General features: G+C 67.8%; 17 protein-coding genes and 1 pseudogene. 14 read left to right on the top strand and 4 right to left on the bottom strand.

The genetic code is table 11. The features are described 5' to 3' along the window. The first annotated feature begins 286 nt into the window (after positions 1 to 286). The 3 genes from OHA64_RS38140 (at position 287) to OHA64_RS38130 (ending at position 1,610) form a co-directional block, all read left to right on the top strand. A complete protein-coding gene (locus tag OHA64_RS38140; RefSeq protein ID WP_405621189.1) occupies positions 287 to 748 on the top strand; it encodes an Lrp/AsnC family transcriptional regulator in 462 nt (153 codons plus the stop codon). A gap of 342 nt (positions 749 to 1,090) precedes the next feature. Beyond that, positions 1,091 to 1,396 (top strand): hypothetical protein, encoded by a 306-nt coding sequence (locus OHA64_RS38135; protein ID WP_405621187.1) that lies wholly within the window; start codon positions 1,091 to 1,093, stop codon positions 1,394 to 1,396. A gap of 64 nt (positions 1,397 to 1,460) precedes the next feature. Next, positions 1,461 to 1,610, top strand: a complete 150-nt coding sequence (locus OHA64_RS38130; RefSeq protein WP_405621185.1) for a hypothetical protein — start codon at positions 1,461 to 1,463, stop codon at positions 1,608 to 1,610. Positions 1,611 to 2,012: 402 nt separating this feature from the next. Here the strand turns inward: OHA64_RS38130 and OHA64_RS38125 are convergent, their stop codons facing one another. Next, positions 2,013 to 2,915: a LysR substrate-binding domain-containing protein gene (locus OHA64_RS38125; protein ID WP_405621183.1), complete on the bottom strand. Its 903-nt coding sequence runs from the start codon at positions 2,913 to 2,915 to the stop codon at positions 2,013 to 2,015. A 111-nt stretch (positions 2,916 to 3,026) separates the two neighbouring features. Here OHA64_RS38125 and OHA64_RS38120 point away from each other — a divergent pair, with 111 nt between their 5' ends. The 3 genes from OHA64_RS38120 to OHA64_RS38110 are packed head-to-tail and all read left to right on the top strand — an operon-like array spanning position 3,027 to position 5,911. Further along, positions 3,027 to 4,220, top strand: coding sequence for a four-carbon acid sugar kinase family protein (locus tag OHA64_RS38120; RefSeq protein ID WP_405621181.1), 1,194 nt, complete (start codon positions 3,027 to 3,029; stop codon positions 4,218 to 4,220). Beyond that, the gene (gene pdxA / locus OHA64_RS38115) at positions 4,217 to 5,206 is read left to right on the top strand and encodes a 4-hydroxythreonine-4-phosphate dehydrogenase PdxA (protein ID WP_405621179.1); all 990 of its coding nucleotides are present in this window, start codon (positions 4,217 to 4,219) and stop codon (positions 5,204 to 5,206) included. Before OHA64_RS38120 ends, pdxA begins: the two co-directional genes overlap by 4 nt. A 45-nt stretch (positions 5,207 to 5,251) precedes the next feature. After that, entirely contained in the window at positions 5,252 to 5,911 is a 660-nt protein-coding gene (locus OHA64_RS38110; RefSeq protein WP_405621177.1) for a HisA/HisF-related TIM barrel protein, read from the top strand. Between the two features lie 232 nt (positions 5,912 to 6,143). Here the strand turns inward: OHA64_RS38110 and OHA64_RS38105 are convergent, their stop codons facing one another. Then, the gene (locus tag OHA64_RS38105; RefSeq protein WP_405621175.1) at positions 6,144 to 6,707 is read right to left on the bottom strand and encodes a hypothetical protein; all 564 of its coding nucleotides are present in this window, start codon (positions 6,705 to 6,707) and stop codon (positions 6,144 to 6,146) included. Positions 6,708 to 7,600: 893 nt separating this feature from the next. On the opposite strand from OHA64_RS38105, the gene OHA64_RS38100 reads away from it, so the two are divergent. The 5 genes and pseudogenes from OHA64_RS38100 to OHA64_RS38080 all read left to right on the top strand — a co-directional run. After that, complete coding sequence (locus OHA64_RS38100) at positions 7,601 to 8,950, top strand: aspartate aminotransferase family protein (RefSeq protein WP_405621173.1); 1,350 nt, start codon at positions 7,601 to 7,603, stop codon at positions 8,948 to 8,950. A 27-nt stretch (positions 8,951 to 8,977) separates the two neighbouring features. After that, complete coding sequence (locus OHA64_RS38095) at positions 8,978 to 10,057, top strand: phosphotransferase (RefSeq protein ID WP_405621171.1); 1,080 nt, start codon at positions 8,978 to 8,980, stop codon at positions 10,055 to 10,057. Between the two features lie 146 nt (positions 10,058 to 10,203). After that, complete coding sequence (locus OHA64_RS38090; RefSeq protein ID WP_405621169.1) at positions 10,204 to 10,338, top strand: hypothetical protein; 135 nt, start codon at positions 10,204 to 10,206, stop codon at positions 10,336 to 10,338. A gap of 226 nt (positions 10,339 to 10,564) precedes the next feature. After that, complete coding sequence (locus OHA64_RS38085) at positions 10,565 to 11,737, top strand: ROK family protein (protein ID WP_405621167.1); 1,173 nt, start codon at positions 10,565 to 10,567, stop codon at positions 11,735 to 11,737. A 36-nt stretch (positions 11,738 to 11,773) separates the two neighbouring features. After that, a pseudogene (locus OHA64_RS38080) lies at positions 11,774 to 12,076 on the top strand (PP2C family protein-serine/threonine phosphatase); the annotation flags it as partial. Between the two features lie 494 nt (positions 12,077 to 12,570). On the opposite strand, the gene OHA64_RS38075 reads toward OHA64_RS38080, so the two are convergent. Both OHA64_RS38075 and OHA64_RS38070 read right to left on the bottom strand, forming a co-directional pair. Further along, positions 12,571 to 13,305 (bottom strand): DUF1775 domain-containing protein, encoded by a 735-nt coding sequence (locus OHA64_RS38075; RefSeq protein ID WP_405621165.1) that lies wholly within the window; start codon positions 13,303 to 13,305, stop codon positions 12,571 to 12,573. Positions 13,306 to 13,427: 122 nt separating this feature from the next. Further along, on the bottom strand, positions 13,428 to 13,655 hold the full coding sequence (locus tag OHA64_RS38070) for a heavy-metal-associated domain-containing protein (RefSeq protein ID WP_327725007.1): 228 nt from the start codon (positions 13,653 to 13,655) through the stop codon (positions 13,428 to 13,430). A 314-nt stretch (positions 13,656 to 13,969) separates the two neighbouring features. Between OHA64_RS38070 and OHA64_RS38065 the strand changes: the two genes are divergently transcribed. The 3 genes from OHA64_RS38065 to OHA64_RS38055 all read left to right on the top strand — a co-directional run bounded on the left by OHA64_RS38065 (position 13,970) and on the right by OHA64_RS38055 (position 15,256). Next, the gene (locus tag OHA64_RS38065; protein WP_405621162.1) at positions 13,970 to 14,446 is read left to right on the top strand and encodes a hypothetical protein; all 477 of its coding nucleotides are present in this window, start codon (positions 13,970 to 13,972) and stop codon (positions 14,444 to 14,446) included. Then, positions 14,443 to 14,832, top strand: coding sequence for a hypothetical protein (locus OHA64_RS38060; protein ID WP_405621161.1), 390 nt, complete (start codon positions 14,443 to 14,445; stop codon positions 14,830 to 14,832). The genes OHA64_RS38065 and OHA64_RS38060 overlap by 4 nt, the downstream gene beginning before the upstream one ends. A gap of 199 nt (positions 14,833 to 15,031) precedes the next feature. Beyond that, on the top strand, positions 15,032 to 15,256 hold the full coding sequence (locus tag OHA64_RS38055; protein WP_405621159.1) for a hypothetical protein: 225 nt from the start codon (positions 15,032 to 15,034) through the stop codon (positions 15,254 to 15,256).

Raw genomic sequence — 15,256 nt, 5'->3', positions numbered from 1 at the left:
GGCGCGGGCAAGAGGATCCTGCAGAAGCTGGGCAACGTCTCCGGTGTGATGCAGCCACGGCAGCCCGGTGGGGAGCCTCGGTTCTTCCCCATCGGGCTGACCCCTTGTCGGCGTACACATGAACGTGCACAGCCACGCCCGGCGTCCAGGAGCTCGGCACAGGTGTTGCGCTGCCTCTGATCGCGGACCGGGCACATCCTGTGCCTGATTAGGAGCCCACGGCACCCGTGATCCGCGTGCCGTGGGGCTGCCATCTCCACCGACTTTATGAAGGAGACGGTCGACCGTGGACGCCACCGACGAGAAGATCATCGCCGAGCTGACCCGCAACGGTCGCATCTCGCACTCGGAGCTGGCCGGCAAGGTGCTGCTGTCCCGCAACGCGGTGCGCCAGCGCATCGAACGGCTGGAGCGCCAGGGCCACATCGCCGGCTACACCATCGTCCGAGCCGGCGACGACACCGGCAATGTCGTCTCGGCGCTGGTCCTCGTCCACCGCCAGGACCGCATGCGCGGCGGCGATGTCCTGGCCGCGCTCAAACGCATCCCCGAGGTCGTCATCTGCGAGATCCTCAGCGGCGACTTCGACATCATGGTGCGACTGGAGGCGGCCTCGCTGGAACGCGTACGGGGCATCTGGGAGGACATCGCCCAGATGCCCGGCGTACGGGACACGGTCACCGCACTCACCCTGTCCAGCGTCGTCAACCGCTCGCGAGGAGGGCGGAGTTCAACGGCACCAAGGTGAGCGCCATGGCCCTCTCCCCGTCCGGCAGCCCGCGCTGGGCCATCAGGTCCACCGCGTCCGCCCGGGTGGCCAGGGCCGCCTCTGTCTCGGTTCAGGCAGCAGTCGTCGCACAGACGATGTGGGAGGTCAGGACGGCCACCGAGGGCACCGACCGGACGGCTTGGCGGGTCGGTAGCAGTGCCACGTTCCCCTCGTCGCGCAGGTCGACCGGCGGGTGGAACTCACCGCCGGCCCGGTCGGCACCGGAACGGTCCCTTCAGGATCACGAAGCTCACCGGCAAGTCCAAGGCCGCGCTCGACTGTTACAACGGCTACTGGGGCGGCAGGGCCAAGGCGTCCGGCATGCACGTCACCTGGACCGGCGACGGCACCGCCCGCGCCGACGCCCTACGCGGCGTCGACATCGCCGAGTGGATCCCGACCGCCCAGGCGAAGCTGCTGGACGACAAGTCCCGCCAGGTCCAGGACGAAGGGCAGGGCTCTGCGTCTGGCCACCTGCGCCATCCGCGCGGAACTGCCCGAGGCCGCCACCGTCCTCCAACAGCAGCTGGGGAAGGCCGGGTTCACCGTGAAGCAGGACGTACGCGAGTACACACGGAGGCCGACCTCCTCGCCGGCGGGTACGACGCTCTCGTCTTCTCCGGCTGACATTTCTCGACACCGGCGACGCGGTCGCCTCATTGGCGAGCGACTACAACAGCGCAGCGACTGCGTGCACAACATCGCCCGTCTGAAGGACCCCAAGGCGGACCAGGCCATCAGGTCCGCCGCCGAGGCGCAGATCCTGCGCACCGACGTCGAGGGCATGCTCCTCGACCCCCGCGAGCGCTCCGTGATCGACGTCGACACTCACCTGAAGTAGGTGAGCGTGACGTCGGTCGGTACCGAAGCTCGCCCGTCCCGGTGGCGCGCAGGCCTCGGCCGCTTCGCCGGGGCCGCGCTGCTCGTGGCCCTGCTGCCTGGCTGTCCGGGAACGACCGGCACCCGATATGCGCAGAGCGTGCACGCGACCCTGTGTTTGTTCCAGGCTGCCGGTACGAGAGCCGCGCGGGAAGGGGGTCTCGGTCCCTACGCCGCACCTGTCGATCGGCAGCACCATGTGGTGCTGCCGGCGCAGGGAATGCGTATACGTCACCCAGGCGGCCGGAATCCTCCGCCGCCGGTAGCGATGATGACCGTAGAGGCTCTGCCGCAGGAGATCCGGTGTTTGCTGCGGGCACCACCCGACGGGTGGCTGAGCAACGAAGGTCCGACAGTCCAGCGCTCACCCTGGTTCGGAATCGTTGTCGAGCTGGCTCGTCCTGGCCCGTAGCCATGCCGTCAGCTGGCGGACGCGTCCGTCTTGCTCGGGTGATTGACGGCTGAGGAGGTGGTAGCTGGTGCCGTCGGGGACGAAACCGAAGGGTGCGACGAGTTGCCCTCGCTCCAGATCGTCGCGGACGACGGCGTACGGGGCGATTGCGACCCCGACGCCGGCCGCGGCAGCCTGGAGGGTCAGGTAGAAGTGCTCCAGGGTCTGCTGGGAGGCGGGCTCTGCTTTCATCCCGGTGATACGTCGCCAGTCGTCCCACGCCTGGGGTCGTGTGTCGGTGTGCAGAAGGGCTACCTGCCATACGCCGGCGGCGCCGGTCAGGCGCGTCGCGAGATCGGGCCGGCAGACGGGGCCGATCCGCTCTGCGAACAAGCGGGTCCTGCTTGCCTCTTCGGGGAACGGGAAGTCGTCTCGGCGGATCGCGAGGTCGATGTCGTCCCGCTCGAAGAAGACGGGGCCGCCGCCTGCGGACAGGTGGACGGCGATGTCCGGCACGTTCGCGGCCAACTCGGGCAGCCGGGGAATGAGCCATCGCATCAGGAGTGTGGGCTCACACGAGAGGGTGAGCGGTCCTGCGGCTGTGCGGTGTGAGATCTGCCGGGCTGCCGCATCGATCTGGTCGAGCGCGTCCCGCACGACGGCCGCCAGCTGGCGAGCCTGCGAGGTCGGGCGCAGGGCGCGTGTCTGCCGCTCGAACAGCGATGTTCCAAGGGACCGTTCCAGGTTCTGGACCTGTCGGCTCACCGCGCCGTGCGTGACATGCAGTTCCTGCGCCGCGGCGGTCATGCTCGCGTGCCGGACGGTCGCTTCGAAGGGCAGCAGCGTATTCAGAGGCGGAAGGGCCGACCATCGCATGCGTGAACTCTACTCACAGGCTTTGTGAGAATGAATCGTTTGTCCTGCTCTTTCACCTGAACGACTATTGATCTGGTCACAGAGAGGGATGGCTGACGGAGAGGTGGGGCCATGACATTCCGCGACGGCGTGCGGCAGGGGATCGCCATCCTGGCGGATGACCTCACCAGCGCTGGGGATGGTGCCGGGCCGTTTCGCCAGGCGGGTCACGACGCCCGGATCCTGCTCACTACCCCGGCAAGCGTCCCGCGGCATGCCGTGGGCGTGAGCTCGGTCGACCTGGGGAGCCGGGTGCTGGACGAGGAGGCCGCCGCTTCGCGTACTTGGCGGGCGGCCCGCCTGTTCGCCGGCTCCGAGTTGCTCTTCAAAACGGTGGATTCCACCCTGCGCGGTCATGTCGTGGCAGAGGTCCGGGCGGCATGGGCGGGATCGCGGAGGCGGACCGTCGTCATCGCTCCGGCCTTCCCCGCGGAGGGCAGAGTGACGGTGGAGGGGATCCAGTACGTGCGGGGCGTACCGGTCCACGAGAGCGACTATGCCCGCGACCCGGTCCACCCCGTGCGGTGCTCGGACCTCGCCACGCTGTTCCCGGAGGCCGTTCTCGCGCAGCCGGACCGGGCAGCCGAGCTGCCCGAACTGATCGAAAACGGTGGCCTGATCGTCTGCTCCGCCGCCGAAGACGGCGACCTCGACCGTCTGGTGGCAGCGGTGCCGCGGCTTGACGACGTGCTGTGGGTCGGCTCCCCGGGTCTGGCGGCCGCCCTGGCCCGAAGGTGTGCACGCGCTACGGGCAGCACCGCATCACGGCCCGCCCGGGCCCGACGTCCACTGATCGTGGTCGGCAGCACCAACCCGGCGACCCGACGGCAGTTGGCCCAGCTCCACACCAGGGCGGACGTCCAGGGCGTCACCGTCGGCATCGATCCGGCCCCGGCCGTTCAGACGCTGCGAGGCCTGACGGCCCCCATCCTCACCCTGCAGACACCCGATGAACGCCACACGCCACAGAACGCGCAAGCACTCGCCCGCTCTCAGGCAGCGGTCGTCAAGGCGCTCATCGAAGACCACACGGTCGACGCACTCGTCATCACTGGGGGAGAAACGGCCACCACCGTGCTCCAGCCCCTCGGCGCCACCGGCATCGACCTGCTCGACGAACCCGAACCCGGCGTCGTCCGCGGAGCCCTGACCGGCCCCCTCCCTCTTCCCGTGCTGATCAAGGCAGGCGGTTTCGGCGACGACGCCCTGCTCCTTCGCCTGTGCCACCTCATCCGACATCCCCTCGACCCAGGAGAGCACGCATGACACCGATCGCCATCACCATGGGCGACCCTTGCGGCATCGGCCCCGAGATCACCCTCAAAGCGTGCGCCGATGCCCGGCGCACCGTGCCCGTCGTCGTCATCGGCGACATGGACGTCCTCGCCCGTGCCAACAAGGTCGCCGACACTGACCTCGCGCTCCGCCCCATCTCATCGGTCGACGAGGCGAAGTTCGCACCCGGCACCGTGGACGTCCTTGCGGAGAACGGCCTTCCGGTCGACCTGCCCTGGGGCACACTCGACGCCCGGGCCGGAGCGGCGTCCTTCGAGTACGTGCGCCGCGGTATCGAGCTCGCGATGGCCCAGGAGGTACGGGCTCTGGTGACCGCGCCGATCAACAAGGAAGCGCTGCGCCTGTCCGGCGTGCCCTATCCCGGGCATACCGAGATCCTCGCCGACCTGTCCGGCACCACGGACTACGCGATGATGATGGCCACCGAGGAACTGCGGATCGTCCTGGTCACCGTGCACCAGTCACTGCGCACCGCGATCGACGCGATCACCACAGGCCGCGTGCTCGACATCATCCGTCTCAGCCACCGGACACTCGAGCGCAGCGGCCTGCCCGCTCCCCGCATCGCCGTCGCCGGCCTCAACCCCCACGCAGGGGAGAACGGACTTTTCGGCCGCGAGGACCTGGACATCATCACCCCCGCCATCGAGATCGCGCAGAGCGAAGGCATCCAGGCCAGCGGACCCTGGCCCGCCGACACCGTCTTCATGCGAGCCCGCGCCGGAACCTTCGACGCCGTGGTCGCCCAGTACCACGACCAGGGCCTCATCCCCGTCAAGTACCTCGGGATCGAACACGGCGTCAATATCACCATCGGCCTGCCCTTCGTCCGCACCAGCGTGGACCACGGCACCGCCTTCGACATCGCCGGTCTCGGCACCGCCGACCACACCAGCCTGCTCGCCGCCCTGGCCCATGCCGACCGCCTGTCCTCAGGGGCACCGGACAGCCACTGACACACCGACCTCCGTCAGCCCCGGAACAGAAAGCCGAAGGACACCATGGACTTCATCTTCATGCTCACCCGTGACGACCGCACCGTCACCGACTGCCTCGAGGTCCTCGACACCATCGAGGACCTCGGCATCACCCACATCGGCTTCAAGGACATCGGTGTGGACCCCGAGACCCTCTCCAAGCTCCACACCCGCATCAAGAACATGGGCGCCACCACCTACCTCGAAGTCGTCAGCACCCACCGGGAGCAGGCTCTTGCCTCAGTACGGACGGCCACTGAACTCGGCGTCGACTGGCTGATGGGCGGCACATGGGTCGAGGAGACCCTCAGCGTCCTGCAGGGCACGTCCATCGGCTACCTGCCCTTCGCGGGAGAACCCCTGGGGCACCCCACTCGCCTCGCCGGCAACCCGGACCGCATCGCCGATGACTGCCGACGAGCGGAGGCCGCCGGCTGCGCCGGTGTCGACCTCCTCGCCTACCGCGCCACCGATGCCGACCCTCTCGACCTGGTCCGCGCCGCCCGCGCCGCCACAACCGGCCGCCTGGTCGTCGCCGGCTCCATCACCAGCACCGACCAGATACAGGCGCTCGCATCAGCCGGAGCCGACGCCTTCACCATCGGATCCGCCGCTTTCGACGGCTCCCTGCAACCCCACGCCGGCACCCTCAGATCCCAACTGACCCCCGTAATAGGTCTGTAGCAAGAGCCGCCTCCGGGAACCCAGCAGAAGGACGGCGCGAAGCGCCCCGTGCGTGCGAAAGCGGTCACCGCTTCGCTGTCCGGGATGAAGCGGCATCCGCCGGTGCATGAGGACATTCAACAAGGAGAACCACATGGCCAGTAGGAGATGTGTTCTCGTCGTCGGTACCGGCACGATGGGCAGCCAGGCAGCTTGGCGACTGGCGGCACGGCAGGTCCACAGGCTCAGCGGCTCACCGTAGTTGCGGCCGGACTCCGACAGGAACAGCGGCCCACGTGCCCGGCTGATGGTGGCGCGGCCGCCGGGTCTTGGTCGTCTCCGCCCGGACCCGCAGCGTGCGGTGCGCCGGGGCGAGGTCGTCGGTCCGCAGCGAGCACAACCCCTCGCGCCGCAGGGCCGCATCGTGAGCGAGGGCGAGCATCACGCGGTTGCGTGCGGGTTCGTCGCGCACGACGTCCAGCAGGTCAAGCCAATGCCGTTCGCTGGGGATCCAGGGCAGCTTCACCACGCGCGGCACCAGACCGCGCTGGTTCCCGCCGAAGCGGCGGCTGGGAGTGTAGCGGCGCCGACCGACCGGGTTGGACTCCCGCAGCCCCTCCTCGTTCAGGTAGTCGCAGAACAGCCACACCTGCACCAGCCGCTGCTGCAGTGTCGAGATCGCCAGCCCGGCCCCCGAGTCGAGCACGACGACGTTGCCTCCTCGGCGGCTCGGCCGCGCGGTCAGCTGCTTCACGAACGCGGCGACGCGCAGCCGATTCGCGGTGACCGGGTCTATCCCCTCTCGCTCGCAGACCACCAGGTACTCAGCAAGTCCCCGCGCCTACGCGTCAATCGTCCGCGGAACCCACCCCCCGATCCGTCCACATCCGCAGCCACTCGGCCGCCCGCTCGTGTCGGCCCAGGACCGACCAATTGTCTCCAGCACTACCGCGCTGTCCAACGGCTCTCCCCTAGGGAGACCGAGACCGTGTACCACTACTTCGCCACGTGGCAGAAGGATGGCGTGTTCACCCAGCTCACCCGTGTGCTGCGCAGGCTGTTCCGGCAGAAGGAGGGCATGGGAGGGGAGCTGCCCGGTACGTGATCGACGCTCAGAGCGTGAAACCTCCACCGGCGTCCCGACCGCCGGCCAGGGCACGAATGCGGCGACGAAGACTGTGGGCCGGACACGACGGATGTCGCCCCGGGCTCGTTGGGTACCGCCACCGCCACCGCCAGCGCTGCAGCCACCTCACCGCGTACGTCGCGCAACGGCGAGGACGTCATGGTGCACGCATACCGGGCAGAACGCGTATCCCTGTCCGCGGACTTGCCAGTACGGTCCACAGCCGCGCTGCGGTGGTGGGTGAGGCTGTGCAGGCAGGCGATGCCGAACATGGCGCGCGACGCACACGGACCACCCGGGAAGGAAGGGGCGAAGCTCAGCCGATTTCGGCAGGAGACCGCCACCGTGCGTCGCACCCTGACGGTGCACGAAGAGGCCATACGACAGCTCGCCCTCAGCAACAACGCGCGGTGCACGGAGTCAGTCGTGTTCTCCTGGCCGCCCGCATCGGGCAGTCTCCGCCGTCACAAGGGTTGCCGCTCCCACGCGAGAGGGATAAGTTTCAGGCTGGAACTGAAACAAACTAGCATCTACGACGGAAGCGGCCGGGACGAGATGCACGCCACGAAGGAGGGGGTCCACTGATGACTTCCACGCCGAGTCGAGCGCTGGCCAACTACCCCAACAGGTTCGACCCCGCAGCGCTCGGTGGCCTGCCGGAGCGATTGCGGTCGACGGTCAAGCGGCGAAACAATGTGCTGGGTCCTGGTTATGCGCTGAACTACCGGGAGCCGGTCGAGTTCGTCTCCGGTCGAGGCGCTCACCTGTTCGACGGGGGTGGCAACGACTATCTTGACGCCTACAACAATGTGCCGTGCGTCGGTCACGCGCACCCGCGCGTTGTCGAGGCCGTGTCCCGCCAGATGGCGGCGGTCAACACCAACACGCGCTATGTGCAGGAATCACTCGTCGACTACGCCGAGCGCCTTCTCGCGACCATGCCCGAAGCGCTCTCAAGGGTCAGCTTCGCGTGCAGCGGGTCGGAGGCGAACGACCTGGCCGTGCGCGTGGCTCGCTTCCACACGGGCGGCGAGGGAATCGTAGTGACTCGCTGGGCTTACCACGGTCTCACTCGAGAGGTTGCGAGCTTCTCGCCGACGCTCGGCGCGGGGTCACCGCTCGGGCCGAACGTGCGGCTCATCGATGCTCCTGATCCGCGACTCGTCCCGCCGGGTTCATCGCTTCCCGACTACATGCAAAGCCAGGTGCGCGGCGCGATCAACGACCTGGAGCGCCACGGCTACCGGCTTGCGGCGCTGATCACCGACTGCGCACACTCCAGCGACGGCATCTTCACCGATCCCGTTGGTTACCTGCGTGACATGGTCGAGGAGGTGCACGCCGCAGGCGGCGTGTACATCGCCGACGAGGTCCAGTCGGGTTTCGCCCGGCTCGGAGAGTCGATGTGGGGGTTCAGCCGCCATGGGGTGCTTCCGGACATCGTCACGATGGGTAAGCCCATGGGCAACGGCATGCCGATCTCCGGCGTGGTGTTCAGGCCCGAGGTGTGCGAAGAGTTCGGACAGAATGTCCGTTACTTCAACACCTTTGCCGGCAGTTCGATCGCGGTTGCCGCCGGTGCCGCGGTTCTGGACGTCTTCGAAGCGGAGAACGTGCAGCAGCGAGTTCTCGACAACGGCAGGGCGCTTCGAGCCGGCCTTGAGGAGATCACTCGCGAATCTCCCCACGTCGCGGAGGTCCGCGGCAGTGGTCTGTACGTGGGCGTCGAACTCGTGAAGGACCGGGAGTCGCTGGAGCCCGATCGTGTCCGCGCCGACCAGGTCATCAACGACATGCGCGAGCGTCGCGTCCTCATCAGCGGCACCGGGCAAGCAGTCAACGTGCTCAAGATCCGACCGCCGCTGGCCTTCGACTCGGCCGACGTGACGCGATTCCTCGAGACCTTCGCTCAGATCGCGAAGATACGCCTGTAGCAGGCCGAAAGCCGAAGGGACCGAACGGTGAACACCTCGCCCCGCGCGCGTATCACCCAGCAGTTGTTCGAGGAGAGCGGTCTGGCGGCGTCCCACGAGCACATCGAGACGAACGTGGTGGACGCCCTCCTCGCCCGGCACTACCGGCTGAGCGGACATCTCGAGCGGCTGGCAACCGAGAAGGACGACACGTTCCGGCTGCGGACCGGCACGGCAGACCATCTCGTCAAGGTTTCCCCGCCCGACGAGGCGGTGGCTGTCGTAGCTCTGCAGACGGCTGTGATGCGTCACCTCGAAGCCGAGGCTCCTCATCTCCCCGTCCAGCGGGTCACGAAGACCACCGAAGGCAGCGACAACGTACCGATCGAGGTGAAGGGCGGCGGGGTTCGAGTCCTGCGCGTCTTCGACTTCGTCGAAGGTGCCGTCCTGGCGCGGACGAACCCCGATCCCCGCCAGCTTGTCCAGGTCGGGCAGATGCTCGGGCGAGTGGATCTGGCTCTGCGGTCATTCAGGCATCCAGCGGACGATCGGCGCCTTGTGTGGGACCTGCGGTACTTCGACCAGCTGCGGGAGCTCATCGAGTACACGCCCAGCGCCGCGCACCGTCGGCTGGCACAAGAAGTGTTCCGCCTTTTCCACGAGGCCATCGTTCCGAGGCTGGGTGATCTCGAGACCCAAGTGATCCATGGTGACTACAGCCCCTACAACGTCCTGGTGGATCCGCGGACAGACAGCTTCGTCACCGGAGTAATCGACTTCGGTGACAGCATGCGCAGTGCTTTGATCTTCGACCCTGCTGTGTCCCTCGCGAACCTTCTCGGCCGGACACCGCGGGACCCCTGGCGTGAGGCATGCAGCTTCGTCGCGGGATACGAGCGGGCCCGGCCGATCAAGGACACCGAACTCCCGCTCCTGCCTGTCGCCGCGTTGGCACGCCTCACACTTCGCGCGCTGGTCACCCATTGGCGCGCGGAGCGAGTGCCAGAGCGTCGCGACTACCTGCTCGAGCACGCCAGAGACGACTGGGTCAACGTGGAGCGGGCCATGGCCGTCGCCCTGGAGGAGGTCGTGACCCGCTTGCTCGGCACCCGCCATGACACGCCTTGAGCGGCGCCCCTGAGGCGACACTCGTCGGCTTCCGACGCGGCCGACGTTGCCGTGCTCGACGTGATCGTCACCCCGGCGAACGGGTCGTCTGAAACCCTCGCTCTCCGGGGAAGATCCGTAAACTCGCGAGATCGAGGCTGAACCCCATGCGAGAGATCGTCACCTTCGACGCCTACGGCACCCTGATCGACTTCCAGTACGGCCGCAAGGGCAGCGCCGACTACCAGCCCTACGACGAGCTGCCCGACCTGTCGGGCCCGCCGAAGCTCCTCGGCTGCTGACCAACGGCACACCGGCGACACAGGACAGAGAAACACAGAGCGGAGCGCTGCGAACCCGCCTCCAGCAATAAACGGCCGCGAGGTTCTCCCCTGAGAGGAGCAGGCGGATTTCAACAGCAGCAGAGGCGAGTAAAGGATCAGCGTCTTCGCTGACGCCCACGGGGAGTCGGCAAGTCCGGTAGAGACCGCAGGTTCGAGCTGCGTATGGTCTCGCTAGGGTCATGAGGTGAGCAGCATCTACCCCACACCACGCGACTACAACAAGGCACATGTCCTTGACGTGGTTCTCTCCCATGCGCCGTTGACCCGGAACAAGCTCATCGAGCTCACCGGGTTGAGCAAGGCGACGGTGTCGCGGGCCGTCGAGGAACTGCGCTCTGACGGGTTCGTCGTGGACGGGGGCGTCGACGCCATCGTCGGGCGTGGCCGTCCGTCGACGTACCTCGATGTGCCCGAGACGGCCGGACACGTCGTGGGGGTCGGCTTCGGCGCCGTGACCACCGGCGTGCTGGTGACCGACCTACGCGGCCGTGAGATCGGACATGTGATCGTTCCGACGGTCGAGCACCACGACGTCCCCGCCGCCGGCCGGTGGCTGGTCGACCTGATCGCACAGACCAGCGCCTCCGCACGAGGGCCACTGCGCCAGGTCGTCGCGGCATTGCCCGCCCATGTCCGCGACGGCGCCGAGGTCTTTCGGCCCGCCGATCCGATGAAAATATTCTCCGGCAGAGACCTCCGCCGAACCGTCGAACAGCTCCTCGGTGCTCCAGTGACCTTCGACAGTGACGCCAACGCGTCCTTGCTCCAGGTGCTCACGGACGACGCGAGCATCCATGACGCTGCCCTGCTCAGCGTCAGCAGCACCTTGAATTTCGCCACCTGCAGGGACCGAGAACTGGCTCGGGGACGTACTCCTGCGTTCGGCGACATCGGTTCCCTCTCCTCGGGCATCAACGACCGCACACTCAACGAGCTGCTGAGCACTGCAGGGCTTGTGAAGCTCGCTCGTGAACACGGGCTGGACATCGAACGCGTCGAGGACCTGTGGCTGCCGTCACAGGACCATCGAGCCCGTACGGAGATACTCAAGGCGTTCACGACGGCGGTCACGACCGCCGTGAGCATCGTCGCCGTGACACTCGATCCCGAATCCGTCTACTTCGTCGGCCGGTTGTACCCCTTGGTGGACGAGGTGCTCCCCGAGGTACGCAAGCGACTCGAACAGACCTTGCCAGCCCTCCCACGGATCACGACCGTCTCCCAGGTTCTGGGACTCTCGGTAGCACGCGGCGCGACGCACGCCTGCCTGGCCATGGCCCACAACCGCCTACGGGACGCGATGCTCAAGGCACGCAGTCAGGGACCGCGGCAGGAGCAAACTGCGCCGGCATTCTGATCCGGACCGAGAGCATGAGGAACGAGAGCGCCGTCGGCCTTCGCCGAGGAGCTCGCCGCCCGGGCCGCGGTGGCCATCGACAACGCCCGCCGCTACACCCGTGAGCATGCCCTCGCCGTAACCCTGCAGCGCAGTCTGTTGCCTCGCTCCGTGCCCGACCGGTCCGCCGTAGAGGTCGCCCATCGCTATCTTCCTGCCCGGGCCGGCGTGGGCGACTGGTTCGACATCATCCCGCTGCCCGGGGCCCGGGTCGCGCTGGTGGTTGGCGACGTGGTCGGCCACGGGCTGCACGCCGCGGCCACCATGGGTCGGCTGCGCACCGCGGTGCGCACCTTCTCGTGCCCGGCGGCAAGCGAGGTCCGTCGCCAGGTCCTCGTAGCCGCCCTGCAGGATGACCAGCGGGGCGATCTCACCGTAGGCGCCACCGGTGTGCTCAAGGGAGACGAGATCGCCCTCCGCATGGACGGCCCATCCCGAGCGCGACGCCGAGGCCCTGCGCGGCGCCCTGGGCATGCCCCGCGTCGAGGCGTGGTCGGGCGTCACGGTTGCCGGTGACGAGTCCATCGAGCGTTCGGCCCTCTGGCTCAAGACCGCGCTCGACAACCTCCCCTTGATGGCCGCCAAGATCGCCGCACCGCGGCGTGGGCTGGTCGTCCACAAGCCGCCAGAGAGACGATTCTCGGGAAATCGCCGCCGACCCCGGCCTCGTGGCCTCGAAATCGGCCCGGTCATCGCGGCCACCTCGGCGCGTGTCCCGTGGCTGGCCGCGCCTGCCTCGGCCTGTCGTCAGGGGCAGTACCGCCCAATGGACGTGCCACAGTCGCAGTCGGCGCTCAGGCAGATTCGCTTCGCCGGCTCCGGAACCACCACACCCCGCCGCCCAGCGCGAGAATGCCCGCGCCGATACCGAGGGGAACGGCGATGGGCATGCCGTCGTCCCCTTCCCCGCTGTCCGCGGCGGGCTCCGCCGAAGGCGTCTCGTTGCTCGGCTCGGGCGAGGAAGCGCCCGTAGTGGGCTCTTCCGAAGAGCTGGGGCTGGGGCTGGGGCTCACGAGCTTCGCGCCGGGGGCGGCGGCCTTCAAGTCAAGGCGGGGTGCGGGATGGCCGTGGCCGTCCGCGCTCTCCTCGTCGTCCAGTTCGATCCAGCGGTCCACCTGGCCGTCGCTGTAGGACTGCAGCGTCTTGAAGACCAGCGACTTCGCATCGGGCAACTGCCGTACGGTGACGACGTACTCGGCGTCCTCCCCCACGGCGAGCTTCGGCCCCGAGACGGTGTAGCCCCGGCTGGTGGCGGCGAACTTCCAGCCGTCCGGGCCCTCTTCGAAGGTGATGTCGGCGGGAGTGATGCCCTTGGGCAGGATCACCTCCAGCTTGCTGATGCCGGCGTCACCGGACTCCGACTCCGCGTGGAAGGTCAGCTCGACGTTCTGGTCCAGGGCCCGGGCCCCGTCCGCCTCGACCTCCGCGTGGGCCGCGGCCGGGCCGGCGGTGACGACGGCGACCGCGAACGCGGCTGCCGTGAGGACGCCGGTACGGCGCAGGCTGCGTGCGAAGGTCGGGCGGTGCACTGAGGGCTCCATGATGCCGATGGGGTGGAGGTTGCGTTCAAGCGTGGGGAACAGCCTGTGGCCAGGCCGGTGAGGTGTACTGCGCGACCGGGATCTGCAACAAACGGGCCCGGCCGTCCGGCTCAGGCCGCAGCCTGCTGCCGTACGACCTCCGCGACCTCGTAGCCCGCCTCGACGATCGACGCCCGTACGGCCTGGTCGTCGACCGACTCTCCGCGTACGGTCACCAGGCCCGACCGGACGTCGACGTCAACGCCCGTGACACCGAGTACCTGCGTTACCTCTTCGGTGACGCTCGCCGCGCAGTGACCGCAGCTCATTCCGGACACAGTGAAGATCTTCTCAGCCATGGCGGATGCTCCTGTCCTCGGTTCCCAGCGCGTGTGTTCCTGGGGCTTGCGCACGCTGGGGTGTGGCACGAGATACGGCCCGAGACTCCGCCATGTTCACAGCCGTCGTTCAGCCGGTGGCCGGCGCTACTCGGCCGCGTACCGCACCTCCGCCCTCCGTCTCCCTCGGACGAACGCCCGTACAGGCTGATGCCATCAGCCTGTACGGGATACTGCTGTTCGACTCGACGGTCACGTGCTGAGCCGGGGGAACAATGGTGAGCGGGAGCGATCCATACGCACAGCAACCCGGGCGACAGGCAGGGGAACGGGAGATGACCAAGCGGAGGACTCGCGAGGAGAAGCTCGCGTATGAAGTGGCACGGGCCCAAGAGGCGAATACTCGTACCAGCTTGGCCGAGTACGAGATCGAGCAACTGGCAGGGCTTCTGCGCTCATCCGTACTGGAATGGCAGCCACTGACCTTCGATCGGCTCAGGGCGCAGGCTGAGGCCACCCGCAAACGGTTCGACAGAGCAGCGGTTCTGTACGGCGCAGACACCGAAAAGACGCGTACCGAGCAGAGTGCGCAGTCGAACGCCGCTCTTGCCAAGCGTGAAAGTGCCTACCGAGACCGAGACGTCGAGGCTGTCGAGTGGTTCGTCACCCAGGTCTTGGCCGCCTCTGTGTATCCGCACGGCTTCCCGAAAGCGTATGGAGCCTTGTTCCGGGCGGACACCGGGGACTTGCTGGTCGAGATCGACCTGCCGCCGGCGGACGTGATCCCGCGGCTCGGGCCTACCGGTACGTGAAGACGCGCGACGAGATCGAGCCCGTCCCAAGTCCGGCAGATGAACGCGAGGAGCTGTACACGTCGGTTGTGGCGCAAACCGCTCTTCGGACCGTCCACGAGGTCTTCAGCTCCGACACCGAAGGCGTGATCCAGTCCATCGTGCTGAATGGCTACGTGACCACCGCTGCCCACGCCACGGACCGGGACGTCCGGCATTGCCTGATCACAATGCAGGCAGACCGAGCAGAGTTCGGCCGGCTGGCACTGGCACAGCTCGGCCCACGGGCCTGCCTGGAACAGCTGCGCTCGCTGATCTCTCCGAATCCGTGCGAGCCGGAGCCCGTACGCCCGCTGTCCAGCCGTCGAAGGAAGAGGGCCTCGCCTGCATCACATGAGCGGCTCTAGCCGGGCCGGAGCACCGCATCCGTCCGAGCGGATGCTCCCGTACGCATCGCGCACTCAAGGAGTCGTTGAGAACACTTGGCCAGTTCCCGCCAACTCGCGTGCATTTCTCATGTGTTGGCTCCGTTTCACGGCAGTCCACCACCGGGCATCGTTGACGTGCCGGACCGTCCGGCGCGGTGGCAGCGACGAGGTGACACAGATGGCTGATGCGACCCCTGAACCGATCGCGACCTTCTGCGGGGACTGCGACTGCGGATGTCCCCAGCTCTTCGTGGACCCGGAGGCGCCCGTGGAGAAGCGGGTACGCATCACCGACGACTTCGGGCAGCAGGTGCAGATGAGCGAGGAGCAGTTCGCCGACCTCGTGGCCCAGGCCAAGGCAGGCGCCCTGGACCGGCTGACCACGACCGCCGTCACGGTCTGA

Source organism: Streptomyces sp. NBC_00076 (genome assembly GCF_045041235.1).
Lineage (GTDB): Bacteria > Actinomycetota > Actinomycetes > Streptomycetales > Streptomycetaceae > Streptomyces.
The sequence above is the reverse complement of the archived record's forward strand: the minus strand, read 5'-3'. Positions and strand labels throughout refer to the sequence as shown.